Genomic DNA, 17,347 nt, shown 5'->3' with positions numbered 1-17,347 from the left:
TGGTCGGAAAAGAAGAACAAGATCACTCTAATTTTCGCTGTAGTACAGGTTGCTACTTTTCTAAGAACTGGCATGCTGTCCTGTGGCGCATTGGCGCATTGGCGCGTTGTCCATAAGTACCCTTTCTTGCTACGAATCCATTTTGGTACAAGTTATCCACTGCTTTGAGAGGCTTTTAGCAGAGATAGGGGTTGATCGGGTTGGATTTCAAAGGCATACTCCAGTAAGAGTCTGCTGGACGAACTTGTAAGACGGTGCCAACCGAGACACCCAAGTGACCCGATATAGCCGTCAAGATGTAATTCGAATCCTTCACCTGCATGCGCGCCAGCTTACGGCGTGGGAGCGGGCCGGACTTATCTCCTACAGCGAACACTACTCTTTTGAAGCATTGGGTCAATTGAGGACGTTGCGCGACCTCCAGGCGACGACGCGTATTTCAGCGAAAAATATCAGGGCGTCGGTTGAAGCGATGCGGCGTGTCGCTGGAATGCGCAATCCGCTTGTTGAGGCGAGTTTTGTGCGCCGGGGATCGCATCTGAGCTTCAGGCATGGTGGTGCGCTGATGGATCCGCTGACCCAGCAGCTCGCGTTTGACTTTGAGACCTCGCCCGCGCGGCAGCTGCGGGTAGTGGGCGCAGGCGATGCCGCTCAGCGGCAGGCAGCAGAGGTGCAAGAGCTGTTTCTCCGGGCGGTCCAGTTAGAGGAAATCCCCGCAACGATCAACCAGGCCGTAGAACTCTATCGAGAGATTCTCGCCATGCGTCCCACGCACGCCCCGGCGTTGATTAACCTGGGGACGATTCACTACAACCTTCGCAAGTATGAAGAAGCTGAACTGCTCTATCGACAGGCCACCCTGGCGGACCCGGAGTACGCGCTGGCTTTCTTTGATCTTGGCAACGTGCTGGATGAGATGCAGCGGTTACCTGAGGCAACGAGCGCGTACCAGAAGGCTGTGGCGTTGGTTCCTCAGTATGCCGACGCTCACTACAATCTGGCGCTGGCGTACGAGCGCCAAGGGCAACGTCGGCGGGCACTCCGGCATTGGCTTGCGTATGTGCGGCTCGACCCTGTGGGCCCGTGGGCTAACCACGCGAAGGAGCAGGCACGCAAGATCATGAATACCGAGAAGCTCTCCATCGTGAGCCGACGGGGACGTTTGGTGAAGGTCGCCGGCTGAGCTTCTTCTTGCATGACGTTCTTACTCAAAACCAAGCCGGGTTCTTCTAACAAACCACGGACTGAACGGCTATTCAGTCGTGCCTTCAAGATGCTAGACTCGCCTTTTCCGAATACCGTTTGAGGTGAGTGGATGTCGCAGCAGGTCCCGATGGCGTTGACGCAGTTGATGGATGATGAGCAGTTGTTTCGCGATACGGTACGGCGTTTTGCCACGGAACAGATTGGGCCGCTGGTGCGCGGTATGGACGAGTCGCAGCAGATGGACTCGGGGCTCATTCGCAAGCTCTTCGAACTCGGTCTAATGGGGATTGAGGTTCCAGAGGAGTATGGCGGGGCTGGCGGAACCTTCTTCAACGCGATCCTGGCAGTTGAGGAGATCTCGGCAGTCGATCCGTCGGTCGGTGTCATGGTCGACGTTCAAAACACGCTTTGCATCAATGCGTTGGTTCGTTGGGGGAATGAAGATCAGAAGAAAAAGTACCTGACTCGCCTGGCGACCGACACCATCGGATCGTACGCTCTGAGTGAGGCTTCTTCGGGGTCAGACGCATTTGCTTTGCAGACCAGAGCAGTTAAGCGCGGTGACGACTATGTGCTGAACGGCCAGAAACTTTGGATCACGAATGCAAAGGAAGCTGGACTGTTTATCGTCTTCGCAACGCTTGATCCTTCTGCGGGATACAAGGGGATAACGGCATTTCTAGTCGAAAAAGGAGCACCCGGTTTTACGCTTGGAAAGAAAGAGGACAAGCTCGGCATTCGCGCGTCAAGTACCTGCGAGCTCATCTTCAGTGATTGCGTCGTATCAGCCTCGCAGGTGTTAGGTGAGCCGGGAAAAGGTTATAAGGTGGCCATCGAAACGCTGAATGAAGGCCGTATCGGCATCGGCTCACAGATGTTGGGACTTGCTGCAGGGGCGTGGGCCCATGCGGCAAAGTGGGCAAAGGAGAGAAAGCAGTTCGGTAAGACACTCGTGGAGTTCCAGGCGATGCAGTTTCAACTGGCGGAGATGGCAACCGAGATCGAGGCGGCCCGGCTGATGGTCTACAACGCGGCTCGTCTCAAGGACGCGAAGCTCGACTTCCTGAAGGAAGCGGCGATGTGCAAGTACTTCACTTCACAGATCGCCGAGCGCGTTGCCAGTCTTGCGGTGGAGGTCTATGGAGGCTCCGGCTTCGTAAAGGACTACCCGGTCGAGAAGTTCTACCGCGACGCCAAGATCGGCAAGATCTACGAGGGAACATCGTTTATGCAGCTCGCAACGATCGCTAAATTGACGTTGGCCAAGATTTAGCCTTACAGCCGAGCGGTAGTGTGTCGAAGGAGGCAGCCAGGGCCTACACTAGAGATAGACTTGGTATGACCACTTCAACAAATTCAGCACCTCGCGCCCCGCTGCCGTTTCTCGGACTAGCGTGTGCCGTGGGCGTGTCCACAATCTACTATAACCAGCCTCTTTTGCTGGAGATGAGCCGGACATTCAGATCTACACCAGGGCATACCGGCTTTGTCGCGGTCGCGACCCAGGTTGGTTATGCCGTTGGTATGCTGGCATTTGTTCCTCTGGGCGACGTGCTGGAACGCCGGGCTTTGATGATGCGTATGTACGCCGCGGTTGCGGTGTCCTTGCTGCTGGTTGCGGTCTCCCCCGGGTTGAACTGGCTGATCGCCGGTAGCGTATTGCTCGGGCTCTTCGCATCCGTCACTCACGTGGCGCTCCCTATAGCGCCAGATCTTGTTTCGCATGAGCAACGTGGGCGCGCCATCGGTACGGTCATGACCGGTCTGTTGCTCGGCATTCTTTTGGCCCGTACCTTCGCTGGGTGGGTAAGCGGTATCCATGGCTGGCGTTGGGTTTTCGTTGTCGCCGCTGTGATGAATGCGGCGTTTGTCCCCTTGATGTGGAAGGTGATGCCCAGGCTGCCGCCGAAGCAGAAGCTGCACTACAGCGATGCGATGAAGTCTCTTTGGACGCTGTTCCGTACCCAGCCGCTGCTGCGCGAGTCCTCCATCATCGGCGCGCTTGTATTTGCATCTTTCAGCTGCTTCTGGACGACATTGGCCTTCTTGCTTCATAGCCACTACGGGTTAGGTGCAGGAGTCGCCGGAACATTCGGAATAGTTGGCGCAGCTGGCGCAATGGTCGCTCCACTTGCTGGCCGTTTGGCCGACAAACATGGTTCGAGGTGGGTGATCTCGGTAGGAATGGCGCTTCTGGCGGCCTCCTATTTTCTACTGTGGGGGGAAGAGCCGATGCACACATCGACCACCCTCCACCTTGCGGGGCTAGTGATTGGAGTGGTCGTGCTGGATATGGGCGCACAGATGACGCAGGTGGCGAATCAGACCCGGATCTTCGGTCTCGTGCCAGGCGCCCGAAGCCGCCTTAACACCGTTTACATGACGGTATATTTTACCGGTGCGGCAATCGGGTCGGCCTTGGCGACAGTTGCCTGGGTGCATTGGAAGTGGAACGGAGTCTGCGGTTTGGCGCTATGTTTCATCGCGCTGGCAGGATTGCGCCATGCCACCGGCAGTCGCGACGATGCCGCGGATCATCACCGCGCAGCTGCCGAAGATGCATTGATGGAAGCCTGAGCAGACAGCTAGACGCCTGGGTGGGTGGTGAGCGAGGCAGGGCTCGAACCTGCAACCGTCAGCTTAGAAGGCTGATGCTCTATCCAATTGAGCTACTCGCCCGTGTACGTCTGTATCGATTGTATCGGGGAAGGGAGCCTCTGTGGTTCAAAAGTGAATCAGGTCTAACTGAAGGCAAGATCCTTACTCCGCAACAGCGCAACGACTGCATCCAGCGCCGAAGCCCAGTTTTCTTCCGCCGCCTGCGCGTCGTGGCCTAACGCCTTGACATATAGGCTCACCGCGAAGCCCTCCTGGGGCCCAGTCAGGTCAAGCAGGGCAGGGCGGATCACGCAGTCGAGCATAGCGTATGGACTCTCCAGAGTAGCCGCGTGACGAGTGAGACGATGCAGCATCTGCTCCTGCTGATGGTATGAGGTAAAGATTGAACGGTCGCGCCACAAGAGATCGATGTAGCTGCCGAATCCGTTTGGTGCATCCTCGGCGATTACGTCCAACTCGGCGCGAAGATGCTCGAGTTCGTCTGAGTCGAGCGGCCACGCATCGCACTTTGCCGTGAAGACAGAGGAACGAGCAGCGTTCAGCGCACGCAGTGCGTGCATCAGTGTGGGATAGTGCATCGCCTCGGGAAGATGGTCCAGGTCATAAGGATTTTCGCGAAGATCGATGAAGCGGCGGTCGCCACCGGGATCGGATGGATCAGACCAAGGAACGACGAGCACGGGATCGTCTGAGGAACATTCGGCGGACCAGTCAGAGAGCATTACGAACCATCTTAGCGTTATCGCGGTCGGCCCGCAGCCTGCAGGGATCAGGCGTTTGCGAGAAGGAAGCGGAGCAGAGTGTGCTCGGCCCAATATCCATCGTAACCGCTGTCGGCATCGGGCTGGGCGAGGAAAGCGCAGTGACCGCCGTGGCTTGTCGTCAGCAACCTGATATTTGGATTTGCCTCGAGCTTGTGGCAACTTTCGTCTGTAATGCGGACGAACGGATCGTCCAGAGCATGCAGGAGAAGCGTTGGTATTGCGATTCGATCGATGACGCGAGCAGCGGCGGCCCGATAGTAATAATCGTCTGCTCCAGTAAAGCCGGAGTAGAGTGCAGTGATCCGGTCGTCCAACTCGCGCAGAGAACGAATTCCTGTTGCAACGTTCGGGTCGAATACGCGAGGGAACAGCATAACCTTGCGGCGATAGCGGCGCAGCAGAGCGCGAAGAAACTTCATCTCGTAAAAGCGGTTCTGTGGGCGATGTAATGCATCGGCTGATGGGCCGAGATCAAGCGCAGGCGAGACACCAATCACGGAACGAAGTTCCGCTGGGGCGGCTGTGCCAAGCTCGCCGGCAAGTTTGAGGACGAGGTTTCCGCCCATCGAATAGCCGATCAGCGACATCGACTTCAATCTCTGTTGCGCGATGAAAAAGTTCATCACCGCGAGCACATCGGTTGAGAGTCCCGAATGGTAGAGCGTCGGTGAGAGCGCCTCTGTACCGCCGCAGTTACGCATGTTCATGCGGATGACGTTGCAGCCGGCACGCCACAGTTTATTGGCGTTTCCGACGACATATTGCGATTCAGACGAGCCTTCCAAACCGTGCACGATGATGGCGCTCGGCCGACTTGCACGTGCCTCCTCGGCTTGCCAATGGCAATGGCAAAGGACTTGGCTTGAGATCTGATCTTCCGTCGCGGGCGAAACCTCGACCATATGCGCTTCTGCAGCCGGAAGGCTGTTCACACGAGGCAGATAGTTGCCAATGATCGTCTGGAGATGGCCGTTTATCAGGAAACGTCGTGGCAGAAATTCTGCAGCGTGGCTCGCGATGAGCTCGATCTCAGCGGTCTGCGTCAAGGTCTACCTGATTCAGCTTGAATGCGCCTGAGAAAGGCCGTGGCATTAAGTGCTCCTGTGGGCTCGTCCTCGTGTTTGAAGTAGACGTAGACATCGCGCTCTTGAGCGATTGCGGCAAAGCGGTTGGCAAAAGCCTCGAGCTCTAATTCGGAATAACCGTTACTTCTCCGCAGCCGGTAACACGTGTGTCCCGCTGCGGTGTGGACCTCCGGCGTCAGGAGATCATCACTTTCGGCAATGCATAGCGCTGCATTGTGCTGACGCAGGATCACGTAGATCTCTTCGTTAAACCAGGATTCGTGACGAAATTCGAATGCAATCTGCGGAGCACTCGACGTTCGGAGCGAGGCGACAAAGAGGAAAGCGCTGAGGCATTCAGCGTCTGCCTTGAAGTTGGGCGGAAGCTGGAAGAGCAGCAGGCCAAGTTTTCCCGCTTGATGGACCGGCTCAAGCGTCGCGATGAACTGCGCGACATCTTCTGTGCAATCGCGCAACCGTTTGAAGTGCGTGATGCGCTGCGGTGCCTTGAAACTGAACCGAAAATGCGCTGGCGTCGCGGCTAACCAGCTCTCAAGTATCTTGGCGGTTGGCAGCGCTCGGAAGGTATAGTTGACCTCGACCGAAGTCAACTGCGTCGCATAGAACTCGAGGAACCGCTTCGCGGGTGTGCCAGCGGGATAAAAATCCGGCTTCCAGGTCGGATAGGCCCAACCCGAGGTTCCGGCATAGAGGCGCGCAGGGTATGTTGCATCTGCAACCGGAACGGGCGTAGGCGGTGTTTTGGGAACGCGGGTCAAAGTTGGGCCGCTGGTAAAGATATTGAGAGAGTTTGGGGCGGCTAGTGGGTTTCGAACCCACGACATCCGCTGCCACAGAGCGGCGTTCTGCCACTGAACTATAGCCGCCGTATACTGGAATTATAGCACTGGCGGCCTGTGGGGCAATCCCGCGGCGAGACAGGGACGGTCCCATGGCATTTACCGCGAAACCCGAAATCCTGTCCCCCCGTCTCAAACGAGGCGGAAAAGCCTTTGACGACGAGAATCTTGACCTGCTCTCGCATGTCCTGGACGACTTTATCCGAATCCCCGGGACCTCCATCCGCTTCGGTCTGGATGGCATCGTCGGTTTCATTCCAGGCATTGGCGACCTGATCGGCGGCATCGCCTCCTGCATCATCATCATTGCTGCGTGGATGCGGGGCGTCTCCTACGTCACCGTGGCAAGGATGGTCGCAAACGTGGCGATCGAAGTTGTGGTCGGATCGATTCCAGTGCTCGGCGATATGTTCGACATCGCCTGGCGCGCCAATCGGCGCAACTATGCCCTCTTGGTTGGAAGCGTAGACGAACCGCGTAAGCACACACTGCAAAGCTGGCTCTTTCTGGCAGTTGTCTGCGTGGTACTTGCTGCACTTGTCATTCTGCCGATGCTGCTGCTCACATGGGTCTTCGATGGACTGTTCCACTCGCTTTTTGGTACAGGGAGTCACGGCCTCTTCCACACGTTGTGAACCCGCAGACCTGTGGATGCGGTAAACTGAAAGAAGTCGGGGCGTAGCGCAGTCTGGTAGCGCATCTGGTTTGGGACCAGAGGGTCGGGGGTTCGAATCCCTCCGCCCCGACCATTATCGGCTGGATCGCGTGAGTATCCGCTTCAGGCCGTCAATCAATCTGGTATTGTCCGGTTCTGATCGAACCGCAATCCGCAGATGCTCCGGCGCGAGTCCTTCGAAGTTTTCGCAGGAGCGAAGTACGATCTGCTCCTCTACGATCATTCTCTCCCAGAGCGACCTTACGTCCACCTCAGCCGGGAATCGCAGCAGAAGAAAATTTGCGCTCGACGGATACGTGAAGATATTCAAGCGAGCAAGTTCTGCCTCCAGCCACGCTCGTCGCCGATGGTTGATGGTCCGCGATTCATCAGAGTAAACGTCATCATCTCTCAAAGCGGCACAGACCCCGATTGAGGCGAGAGCCGAAACTGGCCACGGCGCGAGAAAGTGTCTCAAACTCTCCGCCATCAAGGCATTGCTAACCGCGTAGGCTACTCTGAGGCCAGGAATGGCAAAAAATTTTGTGACCGAACGAAACACAACCAGGTTTGATCTCTCGCCAGACGTTTGTGTTAGCGATTGTGCTGGAGAATAGTCGATGAAGGCTTCGTCCAGCAGAACCGTGATGTTGTGCTGCGCGGCCATCTCGACCAACTGATGCATCGCTTCAGCCTCAAGGAGCGCGCCCGAGGGATTTTGGGGATTCGCCAGTAGAATCGCGTCACACGAGTGATCCAACAGTGCTTGCACAATTGAATCCGTCTGGTACCGAAAACTATTCGTTTGCAAAAGAAGGTGTGGAACGACGTTAACGTTAGCATTCTCAAGCGTTCGCCGATACTCATTGAAACACGGTATAGGTAAGAGACATCGCTTGAGCGTCAGCGACCGGAGCGCAGCGTCGAGCAGCGGTACGAATCCATTTGCGACGCAGATATTTTCGGGCGCAGCCTGTGTTTTGTTAGCAAGAAGCCATCTCAGCTCTGTCAGTTCGATATCTGGATAAGTAACCAGAGATGCATGGTCTGCAAGAGCCCGGTGAAGTGCCATCAGCACAGATGGCGGAGGGCCCATCGGATTGATATTTGCACTGAAGTCCAGAAGTTGCTCTGCAGAAAGTCCATATCGCGCAGCGATCTGACGAAGTTGGCCGCCGTGAGCGGGCAATAGAACTTTATATGTTGCGTTCATCGTCTCCTCGCAAACAGCATCGCCAGGGCAACGCCCAGAAGGGACACGCCAGCAGCAATTTTGATAGCCTGCTTCGTCTTCTGCAGAGAGGGGTGAGGGAACTCCTCTCCCATCAGAGGAGTCGCGGAAGATTCTCCAGCATAGAAGTTCATTCCTCCGAGCCGGACACGCAACGCCCCTGCCATCGCGCTCTCAGGCTGTCCCGCGTTGGGGCTCTTGTGTTTCATACCATCACGCAGCCATGTGCTCAGTGCGGCCGTCGGGCTCGCATCTTCCAACACTGAGGCGGTCGCCGCAACCCCCAATGCAGTTAGTCGTGACGGCATGAAATTAGCAACATCATCCAACCGCGCCGCTATCTTTCCAAAGTAAAAATATCTCTCATCTGCGTGGCCGATCATCGAGTCGAGCGTGTTGATTGCCTTGTATGCCATTGCGAGCGGAACCCCTCCAACCGACATATAAAACATTGGCGCGATCACGCCATCTGAGCTACTCTCTGCCACGGTCTCGATAACAGCGCGACTGATCTCGTGCGAATTCAGATGCTGCGTATCACGTCCGACAATGCTCGCCAGCCGCCGCCGCGCATACGGAATGTCCCCCGTCTCCAGCGCGGAGACGACAGCAGTGGCCTCATCGTGAAGACTACGCGATGCGAGACAAGTCCATCCAAGCGCGATCTCAACAGCAAAGGCCAGTGCCGGGTTCTTTTTGTTTGCCCATGCGATCATCTTGGCTGTCCCGCAATAAACTCCGATAACCAGCCCAAAAGTCAAAAAACCACCCGCTGCTAACTCAGCCGTGGGCGTTTGACCAGGCCTTCTCAGTATCCGTTCTCCCTGCTCCACCCCTTTGCCGATCAGTCGCACGGGGTGCGGAAGCCACTCGGGGTCGCCGGCGATCCAGTCAAACAGATACGCGGCTGCTAGAACCCGTCGATTGTTCATCCCGCCGCGCCTTCTGGCAAATGGTTATCACTTCCAAATGCACTTCTCTTGTAGGATAGGCCGACCCAGTCGAAGATCGCCTCCATATCCAAAGCATCTTCTACCGCCTGCGCAAGCCGATTCAGTGAATCTTCGCGTAGTTGCTTCCACAAATGAAGTTCGCGCGGCGCAGAGAGCCAATGAAAACGCCGGGCGGCATGGAGAAACTGATGACGAAAACTGTCTTCGTCGAAGATGCCGTGGAGATAGGTGCCGAAGACGTGCGTGTCAATACTCACACAGCCATCTCTATTCGTATTAGAGGCGCCCTTCTCGGAGGAGAGAACTGCGAAGTGCGTGGCCCCCGACTGATAGCTCGTCAGTCCAATATGAATCTCGTAGCCAGAGAGTTGGCAGTCCGTAACGGGTTGGCCGAACAAGGTAGCAGTCGCCATCCTTCCCTTTACATTTCGCGTCACCTTGTCAGCTTGCATGGTGGTCTGAATCGGCAGTAAGCACAGACCGGCAACTGTGCCATCGTGCTCCATTCCGAGCGGATCGGTGATAGTTTCACCGAGCATCTGCATGCCGCCGCAGATGCCGACGACGAGACTTGTTTGGGCATGTTCACTGATAGCAGCGTCGAGCCCTTGACTCCTCATCCACAACAGATCATCCACAGTCTGTTTACTGCCTGGCACGATCACGACATCCGCTTGTGCAATCGCCTCTGCCGTGTGACAAAACAAAACAGAAACAGATGGCTCCGAACGAAGCGAATCGAAGTCAGTAAAGTTCGAAAATGATGGCAGGGCAATCACAGCTATCCGCAATCTTCGATGAGGCGATCTGTCCAGGTCCGATGTCCATTGCGTCTGCGCCCCCACCGGGAGGCCCAGACTATCCTCTTCTTCCAGTACCAGCGAATGTAGGTACGGGATGACGCCGAGACACGGCTTTTGTATACGATCTTCGATCATACGTACTCCCGGTTCAAGCAGACTTGCATCCCCGCGAAACTTATTGATGGCGAATCCGCGAACGAACTCTCGCTCTCTTGGCTCCAGAAGCTCGAGTGTCCCCAACAACGAAGCAAACACTCCCCCACGGTCGATGTCGCCAACCAGCAGACACTGCGCATCGGCCATCTCAGCCATTCTCATATTCACAATGTCGTGCTGCTTCAAGTTGATCTCTGCGGGCGAGCCGGCACCCTCCAAAATAACCACGTCATACTCCGCGGCAAGTGCGTTGTAGCTCTCTCGAACGATGGGCAACAACTCCTCTACGCGCCGCTGATGATAGTCTGCGGCCGTCACTCTTCCCCAGATCTTTCCGCGCACGACAACCTGTGAAGAATTCCCGCCAGAAGGCTTGATGAGAATGGGGTTCATATCAACTGACGGAGCGACTCCAGCGGCTTCAGCCTGTAACGCTTGCGCGCGTCCGATCTCAAGGCCTTCGATGGTGGCTGCCGAGTTCAATGACATGTTTTGCGATTTGAACGGTGCAACTCGGTGCCCATGCTGCGCGAAGATGCGGCAGAGAGCAGCCGTCAGTAACGATTTGCCGACATGCGAGCTTGTCCCCAGAACCATGAGTGCCCGCGCCCTCATGGTGTGGGCACTCCGTCGCCCCAGTTGCTGTCGTATTCATTGAAGGATACTACGCTCTTCAGCGCCGATCGCTTCTCCCAACCGGCGCGTTCAAGATCGGGTTCTGCTGCGAACGCATCAACGTATCCCAGACACAAATACGCCACCGGAATAATTTGCGTAGGTATTTTTAGCGCACTGCGCAACAGGTCCGGTTCTAAAATACTCACCCAACCGACACCAATTCCCTCTGCTCTGGCGGCGAGCCACAGATTCTGTACCGCACAGACTGCGGAGTAGACCGCAGTCTCGGGCATCGTTCGCCGTCCAAGCTGGTGACCCTGACTGTTCTGCGAGTCGCACACAATACAAAGATTTTGCGGTGCTTCTAATATCCCTTCAAGTTTCATACCGGTGTAGCTCTGTTGCTGTCTTCCGGTATAACTTCCTGCTGCCTGCTCATTCGCCTGAAGAAAAATATTGTGGACCGCTCGCCGCACAGCAATATCTCGAACAACAATGAATCGCCATGGTTGCATCAGGCCAACCGAAGGTGCGTTGTGTGCTGCTTCGAGCAACCGGTAGAGCAACTCGTCATGGATCGGCTCCGGTAAAAATCCGCGGCGCACGTCCCGTCTCTCGCGGATGGCGCGATAAACAGCCCGACGCTCACTTTCGCCGAAGCCTGCAGCCTTCATTACTTCCATGCCCTCGACCACTTTGGTCCCGCTGTCTCTCCGCCGCGCAGCCGCGCATCGATACCGGCATTTACTTCGATCAGCCTGCCGAAGAGCCAGATCAAGTCGGACAATCGATTCAGATACGCGAGGATCTCAGGACTTACCTCCACTCCACTGGACGCAAGCCGAACTGCAGCACGCTCCGTCCGGCGGCACACTGTACGCGCCATCTCATATGCGGCTGATTCGGTATGTGCACCCGGTAACGACCAGTCGGCAAGAATACCTTCGGTCGCCTCAATCTGATGAACTAACTTCGTAAGCGTCTCAACGTCGTCTGCCGTGACGACAGGCGGTGTCTTCCTGCTCTCCGGTGGAGTAGCGAGTGCCGATCCCACTCGAAACAGTGTGCGTTGGATGGTTTCAGTCCAGTCGTAGATCTCTTTATTGGTACAGATGCTGCGAGCGAAGCCCAGCACCGTATTCAGTTCATCGACTGAACCATATGCTTCCACCCGCAAATCAGCCTTCGAGATTCGAATGCCCCCGGCCAGTCCCGTTTGTCCGCCATCTCCACGTTTAGTTGCGATACTCATAGTTCATCTCCTTGTACATCTTCGGTTTCATCAAACTCTTCGAGCGACTCTTCAATACGTACGCGAATGACCTTGCGCAGGGGCCTTCTTTTGTAACTGAGAACGAAATCCGTATCAAGAAAATCGATAACGCGAGGCGGCCGATCTGAGAACAATTGCTTTTCGCAAAAAAACCATGGTTCGGTAGCGCCAACTTCCCCAATGTCCCGCGCGTAGATCACGACAGCCGGAACGTGGTGCACTCCCATTTGCAAAAGGTTATAGGCACGATGGTATCCGTCCCGCAAAAACCATCGGCCACCCAGCTCCGCAACCTCTAGAAAGGGGCTGCCACCATAAAGCGAAAGAGGCGAAAGCCCAACTTCACTTTGCTCCGCATCCAGCCGAAGCTGGAGATCCGGATTGCCGGAGTATAGGCTGATGTCCAAACCATCCCTTCCGCATTTGTTGCGCTCAAGACGATACCCCGTGCTCCTTTTACTTCCTATTGCGAGCGAGATTAAGCCAGGCCAGTCGTCCTGTCCAACGGGATCTAATGGTTGCCTTGTGGAATCGAAGATGAGTCTGCGCTGAAAGGCAAGCAGCTGGCGCAGGTCAACCACTCCCAAGGTCCATACGAGTCCCTCATACTCTTTTTGTAGATCGTCTCGCTGTGAGGCAAGACTCAGCAGAGGTTGAATACTTTCTGTCTGTTCTACCATCAACGCGCCTTTATGGACGTAGCACTCTCGCTCAGCTAACGCTTCACAAGCCCGCCTGACTCTGGTCGCTAGTGCTTTGGGACTGAAGTCTGCCATGGCATTGCGGAGCGGATACTCATCGCATCCCCACGCGATCAACTCATGCACATCAACGCTCAACGCGGTCACAGGACAACCTCAGCGAATTGCGTCGAAGGCAAAGCTGCAACAGCATAGCGAGCGACCGAACAGTAGGGCTTCGTCTGCTTCCATGCATCTTCGACGGAGAATCCGTTCAACGCGCACAAAACTGTACGCAATATGCCAGCGTGGGTGACGACGGCGATGTTGCGTGTCATAGCTTGGGTTGACAGGAACTCCACTTCATTCAGTACACGTCTTTCAAACTCGGCGATGTCTTCGCCTCCGGGCGCCGGCAGAGTGGGATGCTCCGAAATCCAGCGGTGAGCATAGTCTTTTTCCTGCTGCTCGATGTCGTTCCAGGTACGACCCTCCCATCGTCCGAAGTTGATCTCACGTAACGCGGGCCGAATCAAACAGTCGGTAGCAAAGAAAATTGAGATAGCCCTTGCAGTGGTCTGCGCACGACGAAGGTCGCTTGTGTAAACCGCACCTATATCTTCCGGGCGCAATCTGTCTAGAAGCTCAGACACTTGAGTGTGGCCGCGTTCATTCAGGTCTGGATCTGAATGGCCGCAGAATGTGCCAGCCATGTCTGTCTCCGCATGGCGGATAAAAAGTATCTCGCTCATGCGATCCACACTCCACAAAAGTACACGGCGATCTCGGCCAGTTGATTCGTCGCGCCGAAACAGTCGCCTGTCACGCCGCCAATTTTCCTCCAGTAAAACAATCCGCTAAGCGTTACAACAAGCAGCGTGGCCAACAGTGGGGCTACAGCGGACCACCGCAGGGCAAAGATCACCACGACAACGCTGAATAGCGACCCAAATAAGAGCGTGGACAACGACGTAAGTTTCGCGATGCGTGCGCCTTGGCCTTCTTGTTCACGCGCCGATGGAAGGAAATAGCTCAGCGGCAGCGAACTCCAACGACAAAGTACATGCGCCGAGATGACATACATGGCGAAACGTTCGGCTGGTAGCGATGCCAACAGAACATAACGTGTAAGTAACGACAGAACCAGAGCGGCCGCTCCGTAGCTTCCAATCCGGCTATCTTTCAAAATGGTCAGTATCTGATCTTTACTCCACCCTCCTCCAAACCCGTCTGCGGTGTCGGTCAGTCCATCCTCGTGGAGACAACCGGTGATCACCACAAGATAAGCGAGCACGATCAACGCAATCACTGCGCGACTTAAATGAGATACCAGTAACTTCTGTAACAAAACGGCCCCGCAGCCAACCGCGAGACCGACCAGAGGAAAAAACTTGGCGGCACGCGAGAGCGAGTCGGCTTCGAACGTCTTCGACAGAGTCGGAATGCGTGTCAAAAACTGAAACGCAACTCCCACCTCGTCACTTAGTCTATGAACCTTTTGCATTACACTCACGGCGTTGCCTCGCTGACACCAGCAGAAGCAAAGGTCGCCATCTGGTTGTAAAGAGCCATTGCGGACTCGATGATGGGCATTGCCAGAACCGCACCGGTTCCCTCGCCAAGCCGCATGCTCAAAGAAAGAATCGGCTTTAGGCCGAGGTATTCGAGGAGCACGCGATGACCTGGCTCCTCGGATTGATGTCCGGCAAACAGATAACCTCGCACACGGGGCTCAATTGAAAACGCAATCGCTGCCGCTGCCGTCGAGATAAATCCATCTGCAATTATGGCTATCCCATACCTGGCTGCGCCCAGTATGAAGCCTGTCATGGCGGCAATCTCCAGGCCTCCGGCACAACGTAATACGTCTAGTGGCTCAGGAGTTGTGCCTGCTCCAAAGTGTTTATGAACGACAGCTTCTATTACCTTCAATTTGTGGGTATAGGCAGCGGAATCTAAACCAGCTCCTCTGCCAGAGACCTGTACAACAGGCGTGTGGGTCAAAACTGAAGTGATGGCGCTTGCCGCAGTGGTGTTTCCAATACCCATCTCGCCGACGGCCAGCAGATTTTGTCCCTTCGCCTTCGCACCTGCCGCCATCATAATCCCTACCTCGAGAGCCCGTGCCAACTCCTCATCGTTCATCGCTGGTTCGTGCAGCATGTTGCGCGTCCCTTTGCGTATCTTGTGGTCCAGAAGTCCGTCAATGCTCTGAAAGTCTGCATCAACGCCGACATCGATGACATTGAGCGCAACCTGATGCAACTTCGTCAATACGTTGATAGCGGCACCGTGTCCGAGAAAGTTGAGCACCATCTGTCGCGTCACCTCGCTAGGATACGCACTAACACCTTCGGCCGTTACCCCGTGGTCCGCTGCAAATACATAAACCGCTTTGTGCAGAGGGCTGGCGAAGTCATCCTGCCGAATTGACACCATCTGCGCAGCGAGATCCTCGATCCTGCCGAGGCTACCCAGCGGCTTTGTCAACACATCAAGATGTTTGCGCGCGCGTGCAAGCCACTGCTCGCTGGTCGGCATGATGGCCGACCCCACGTGCGAGAGAATCAGTTGACTCGACGCGCTCATCCTGCCCGCCTGTCAAAACGCTGCATTCGTTCGAGGAGTAAAGGGTGACGACGAGGTGGGCAATCGAACGCCTTTTCCAAAAGGGTCGGCTTCAACAGCTCCTCAGGTTTGCCGTTCATTAGAGGAATATGCGGACTGAGCAATACAACTGACGAGAAGTTTCCTTCCACTAGTTGGAGATCGTGAATAGAAGCGAAGATAGTGATTCCCTCCAAACGCAGAAAATGAAACAAATCGATTAACTCCATCTGTCGCCCGATGTCGAGATTCTGGGTAGGCTCATCCAAAAGCAACAACTTCGGTTGCTGCGCGAGACCAAGCGCGATCTTCACACGTTGACGTTCCCCTCCACTCAACTCATTAAAGACCCGGTGCTGCAAGCCCGCCACGTCCGCAAGTTCCAGAGCACGATCCACCGCCACGCGATCCCCACTCATCGGTCCGCGCAAAAACCCAAGATAAGGTGTTCGTCCTTGCTCCACCACCTGTCGCACTGTGAATTGAAAAGGAACATCAAGCTGCTGCGGCACCAGCGCAACCGTGCGCGCCACTTGCTTAAGCGCAAGCGTATGAAGTGGCTCATCGTTCAGAAAGATGCTCCCCGAACCGCTCCGCAGCGTGCCACCGGCGAGACGCAGCATGGTCGTCTTGCCTGCGCCATTCGGTCCGATCAGCGCCGTGCAGCTTCCTGGTTCCAGATCGAAGCTTGCGGACTGTATCAGATCTAAATCGCCGTATCCGAAACTGACGTCGCGAAATCGCAGAATTGGATTCATAGCGCATAGCTCCGTTTCGTCTTGCGAAGCAGGTAAAGAAAGAACGGGCCGCCGATAAAAGCCATCAAAATCCCTACCGGAACCTCATTCGGAGCAAAGACCGAGCGGGCCAATGTGTCGGCTAGAACCAGAAAAATAGCTCCAGACAACGCAGTGACCGGCAGAAGACGCACGTGGTCTGGTCCAAGTAGTAGACGCGCAACGTGAGGCACAATCAACCCAGCGAAGCTGATGAGACCACCGAGAGATACTGCAACAGCCGTCAGCAGAGAGCCTGCCAGAATGATTCCCACGCGTGTGTACTCCACCTTGAGCCCAAGCTGATGTGCATATTCGTCGCCCAAAGCAAGCGTATTTAGCTGGCGCATTAAGGGTGTCGCGATCACTATTGCAAACAGTAGAAGCGCGCCCGTCACCGAAAGCTGTGTCCATCGCGGAATTCCTATGACTCCATGCAACCACGAGAGAAGTACCAGATGATTTGAGCCATTGCTGCTATCAAGCAGTTCAAAGGCATAGCTCGAATACCCCAGCATCGTGCTGACTGCGAATCCAGCAAGCAGTAAGGTCACTACGTTCGTCTTCCCGTTCGCACGAGCCAGGGAATAGACGATCGCCATTGTGATGACCGAGCCAGCGAACGCCAGCAGCGCGGTAGCACTGAAGCCAAAGAAAGATATCTGCGAAAAGTAGAAGATGCCGATACAGGCGCCCAATACTGCACCGCCTGAGGACCCGATGACGTAAGGATCAGCCATCGGATTACGAAACAATCCCTGGAACATTAACCCTGAGATGGCCAGCGCCGCGCCGACAATGGCCGACGCCAGCACCCGTGGCAACCGGATCTGCAGGACGATAATCTCCTGCGTAGTGGTCAGCGCTTGATGACGCAAGAGAGCGCCTAGAATCGCACCTGGAGAAACGCGAATAGCTCCGATGGCCAAGGACAACAGGATCACGGTCACCAGTCCTGCAACGAGCAGACCGATCAAAGTAGCAAAGACAATCCTGCTCTTCGGCGAATGCTCGCCGCGGGAGTGCGTCTTCGGTATCGGAGGCTGAGATGACTCAGCGACAGACGTCGAAGACACAATATT

The 17,347-nt window shown here is 55.6% G+C and carries 18 protein-coding genes and 3 tRNA genes; 5 read left to right on the top strand and 16 right to left on the bottom strand.

All coding sequences use genetic code 11. The features are described from left to right. Positions 1–274: 274 nt before the first annotated feature. The 3 genes from RBB82_RS07250 to RBB82_RS07240 all read left to right on the top strand — a co-directional run bounded on the left by RBB82_RS07250 (position 275) and on the right by RBB82_RS07240 (position 3,783). Positions 275–1,183 carry a tetratricopeptide repeat protein gene (locus RBB82_RS07250; protein ID WP_433974448.1) on the top strand — a complete coding sequence of 303 codons (909 nt, stop codon included), beginning with the start codon at positions 275–277 and terminating at the stop codon, positions 1,181–1,183. A gap of 132 nt (positions 1,184–1,315) precedes the next feature. Then, a complete protein-coding gene (locus RBB82_RS07245; RefSeq protein ID WP_433974447.1) occupies positions 1,316–2,479 on the top strand; it encodes an acyl-CoA dehydrogenase in 1,164 nt (387 codons plus the stop codon). 65 nt (positions 2,480–2,544) lie between these two features. Further along, positions 2,545–3,783 (top strand): MFS transporter, encoded by a 1,239-nt coding sequence (locus tag RBB82_RS07240; RefSeq protein WP_433974446.1) that lies wholly within the window; start codon positions 2,545–2,547, stop codon positions 3,781–3,783. A 25-nt stretch (positions 3,784–3,808) separates the two neighbouring features. Here RBB82_RS07240 and RBB82_RS07235 read toward each other — a convergent pair. The 5 genes from RBB82_RS07235 to RBB82_RS07215 all read right to left on the bottom strand — a co-directional run bounded on the left by RBB82_RS07235 (position 3,809) and on the right by RBB82_RS07215 (position 6,540). After that, positions 3,809–3,885, bottom strand: a tRNA-Arg gene (locus RBB82_RS07235). Between the two features lie 62 nt (positions 3,886–3,947). After that, positions 3,948–4,547, bottom strand: a complete 600-nt coding sequence (locus tag RBB82_RS07230) for a hypothetical protein (protein ID WP_433974445.1) — start codon at positions 4,545–4,547, stop codon at positions 3,948–3,950. Positions 4,548–4,594: 47 nt separating this feature from the next. Beyond that, positions 4,595–5,635: a YheT family hydrolase gene (locus RBB82_RS07225; RefSeq protein ID WP_433974444.1), complete on the bottom strand. Its 1,041-nt coding sequence runs from the start codon at positions 5,633–5,635 to the stop codon at positions 4,595–4,597. Next, positions 5,632–6,498 carry a DUF72 domain-containing protein gene (locus tag RBB82_RS07220; RefSeq protein WP_433974443.1) on the bottom strand — a complete coding sequence of 289 codons (867 nt, stop codon included), beginning with the start codon at positions 6,496–6,498 and terminating at the stop codon, positions 5,632–5,634. Before RBB82_RS07220 ends, RBB82_RS07225 begins: the two co-directional genes overlap by 4 nt. Continuing rightward, positions 6,466–6,540: transfer RNA gene (locus RBB82_RS07215), tRNA-His, on the bottom strand. The genes RBB82_RS07220 and RBB82_RS07215 overlap by 33 nt, the downstream gene beginning before the upstream one ends. A 65-nt stretch (positions 6,541–6,605) precedes the next feature. Here RBB82_RS07215 and RBB82_RS07210 point away from each other — a divergent pair. Both RBB82_RS07210 and RBB82_RS07205 read left to right on the top strand, forming a co-directional pair. After that, the gene (locus RBB82_RS07210) at positions 6,606–7,148 is read left to right on the top strand and encodes a DUF4112 domain-containing protein (RefSeq protein ID WP_433974442.1); all 543 of its coding nucleotides are present in this window, start codon (positions 6,606–6,608) and stop codon (positions 7,146–7,148) included. Positions 7,149–7,185: 37 nt separating this feature from the next. Then, positions 7,186–7,262 (top strand) — tRNA-Pro (locus tag RBB82_RS07205). On the opposite strand, the gene RBB82_RS07200 is transcribed toward RBB82_RS07205, so the two are convergent. From RBB82_RS07200 to RBB82_RS07150, 11 genes are all read right to left on the bottom strand, one after another. Beyond that, positions 7,263–8,381, bottom strand: a complete 1,119-nt coding sequence (locus tag RBB82_RS07200) for an aminotransferase class I/II-fold pyridoxal phosphate-dependent enzyme (RefSeq protein ID WP_433974441.1) — start codon at positions 8,379–8,381, stop codon at positions 7,263–7,265. Then, entirely contained in the window at positions 8,378–9,331 is a 954-nt protein-coding gene (cbiB, locus tag RBB82_RS07195) for an adenosylcobinamide-phosphate synthase CbiB (protein WP_433974440.1), read from the bottom strand. Before cbiB ends, RBB82_RS07200 begins: the two co-directional genes overlap by 4 nt. Beyond that, a complete protein-coding gene (locus RBB82_RS07190; protein WP_433974439.1) occupies positions 9,328–10,926 on the bottom strand; it encodes a cobyric acid synthase in 1,599 nt (532 codons plus the stop codon). Before RBB82_RS07190 ends, cbiB begins: the two co-directional genes overlap by 4 nt. Continuing rightward, on the bottom strand, positions 10,923–11,612 hold the full coding sequence (gene bluB, locus RBB82_RS07185; RefSeq protein WP_433974438.1) for a 5,6-dimethylbenzimidazole synthase: 690 nt from the start codon (positions 11,610–11,612) through the stop codon (positions 10,923–10,925). The genes RBB82_RS07190 and bluB overlap by 4 nt, the downstream gene beginning before the upstream one ends. After that, on the bottom strand, positions 11,603–12,181 hold the full coding sequence (locus RBB82_RS07180) for a cob(I)yrinic acid a,c-diamide adenosyltransferase (protein WP_433974437.1): 579 nt from the start codon (positions 12,179–12,181) through the stop codon (positions 11,603–11,605). The genes bluB and RBB82_RS07180 overlap by 10 nt, the downstream gene beginning before the upstream one ends. Continuing rightward, a complete protein-coding gene (locus RBB82_RS07175; RefSeq protein WP_433974436.1) occupies positions 12,178–12,882 on the bottom strand; it encodes a hypothetical protein in 705 nt (234 codons plus the stop codon). Before RBB82_RS07175 ends, RBB82_RS07180 begins: the two co-directional genes overlap by 4 nt. Before the next feature lie 164 nt (positions 12,883–13,046). Continuing rightward, positions 13,047–13,634, bottom strand: coding sequence for a histidine phosphatase family protein (locus RBB82_RS07170; RefSeq protein ID WP_433974435.1), 588 nt, complete (start codon positions 13,632–13,634; stop codon positions 13,047–13,049). Then, the gene (cobS, locus tag RBB82_RS07165) at positions 13,631–14,386 is read right to left on the bottom strand and encodes an adenosylcobinamide-GDP ribazoletransferase (RefSeq protein ID WP_433974434.1); all 756 of its coding nucleotides are present in this window, start codon (positions 14,384–14,386) and stop codon (positions 13,631–13,633) included. Before cobS ends, RBB82_RS07170 begins: the two co-directional genes overlap by 4 nt. A 5-nt stretch (positions 14,387–14,391) precedes the next feature. Further along, a complete protein-coding gene (gene cobT / locus RBB82_RS07160) occupies positions 14,392–15,471 on the bottom strand; it encodes a nicotinate-nucleotide--dimethylbenzimidazole phosphoribosyltransferase (protein ID WP_433974433.1) in 1,080 nt (359 codons plus the stop codon). Further along, the gene (locus RBB82_RS07155; protein ID WP_433974432.1) at positions 15,468–16,247 is read right to left on the bottom strand and encodes an ABC transporter ATP-binding protein; all 780 of its coding nucleotides are present in this window, start codon (positions 16,245–16,247) and stop codon (positions 15,468–15,470) included. The genes cobT and RBB82_RS07155 overlap by 4 nt, the downstream gene beginning before the upstream one ends. Further along, the gene (locus RBB82_RS07150; RefSeq protein ID WP_433974431.1) at positions 16,244–17,341 is read right to left on the bottom strand and encodes a FecCD family ABC transporter permease; all 1,098 of its coding nucleotides are present in this window, start codon (positions 17,339–17,341) and stop codon (positions 16,244–16,246) included. Before RBB82_RS07150 ends, RBB82_RS07155 begins: the two co-directional genes overlap by 4 nt. Positions 17,342–17,347 lie beyond the last annotated feature (6 nt).

Source organism: Tunturiibacter lichenicola (assembly GCF_051013355.1).
Lineage (GTDB): Bacteria > Acidobacteriota > Terriglobia > Terriglobales > Acidobacteriaceae > Edaphobacter > Edaphobacter lichenicola_F.
The sequence above is the reverse complement of the archived record's forward strand: the minus strand, read 5'-3'. Positions and strand labels throughout refer to the sequence as shown.

What these genes read in the sequence shown, in the direction of transcription:
- RBB82_RS07175 (WP_433974436.1), bottom strand. Translation starts at nt 12,882, where the DNA reads ATGGTAGAACAGACAGAAAGTATTCAACCTCTGCTGAGTCTTGCCTCA.
- cobT (WP_433974433.1), bottom strand. Translation starts at nt 15,471, where the DNA reads ATGAGCGCGTCGAGTCAACTGATTCTCTCGCACGTGGGGTCGGCCATC.
- RBB82_RS07170 (WP_433974435.1), bottom strand. Translation starts at nt 13,634, where the DNA reads ATGAGCGAGATACTTTTTATCCGCCATGCGGAGACAGACATGGCTGGC.
- RBB82_RS07240 (WP_433974446.1), top strand. Translation starts at nt 2,545, where the DNA reads ATGACCACTTCAACAAATTCAGCACCTCGCGCCCCGCTGCCGTTTCTC.
- RBB82_RS07190 (WP_433974439.1), bottom strand. Translation starts at nt 10,926, where the DNA reads ATGAGGGCGCGGGCACTCATGGTTCTGGGGACAAGCTCGCATGTCGGC.
- RBB82_RS07200 (WP_433974441.1), bottom strand. Translation starts at nt 8,381, where the DNA reads ATGAACGCAACATATAAAGTTCTATTGCCCGCTCACGGCGGCCAACTT.
- RBB82_RS07180 (WP_433974437.1), bottom strand. Translation starts at nt 12,181, where the DNA reads ATGAGTATCGCAACTAAACGTGGAGATGGCGGACAAACGGGACTGGCC.
- bluB (WP_433974438.1), bottom strand. Translation starts at nt 11,612, where the DNA reads ATGGAAGTAATGAAGGCTGCAGGCTTCGGCGAAAGTGAGCGTCGGGCT.
- RBB82_RS07155 (WP_433974432.1), bottom strand. Translation starts at nt 16,247, where the DNA reads ATGAATCCAATTCTGCGATTTCGCGACGTCAGTTTCGGATACGGCGAT.
- cbiB (WP_433974440.1), bottom strand. Translation starts at nt 9,331, where the DNA reads ATGAACAATCGACGGGTTCTAGCAGCCGCGTATCTGTTTGACTGGATC.
- RBB82_RS07210 (WP_433974442.1), top strand. Translation starts at nt 6,606, where the DNA reads ATGGCATTTACCGCGAAACCCGAAATCCTGTCCCCCCGTCTCAAACGA.
- RBB82_RS07245 (WP_433974447.1), top strand. Translation starts at nt 1,316, where the DNA reads ATGTCGCAGCAGGTCCCGATGGCGTTGACGCAGTTGATGGATGATGAG.
- RBB82_RS07230 (WP_433974445.1), bottom strand. Translation starts at nt 4,547, where the DNA reads ATGCTCTCTGACTGGTCCGCCGAATGTTCCTCAGACGATCCCGTGCTC.
- RBB82_RS07220 (WP_433974443.1), bottom strand. Translation starts at nt 6,498, where the DNA reads ATGTCGTGGGTTCGAAACCCACTAGCCGCCCCAAACTCTCTCAATATC.
- cobS (WP_433974434.1), bottom strand. Translation starts at nt 14,386, where the DNA reads ATGCAAAAGGTTCATAGACTAAGTGACGAGGTGGGAGTTGCGTTTCAG.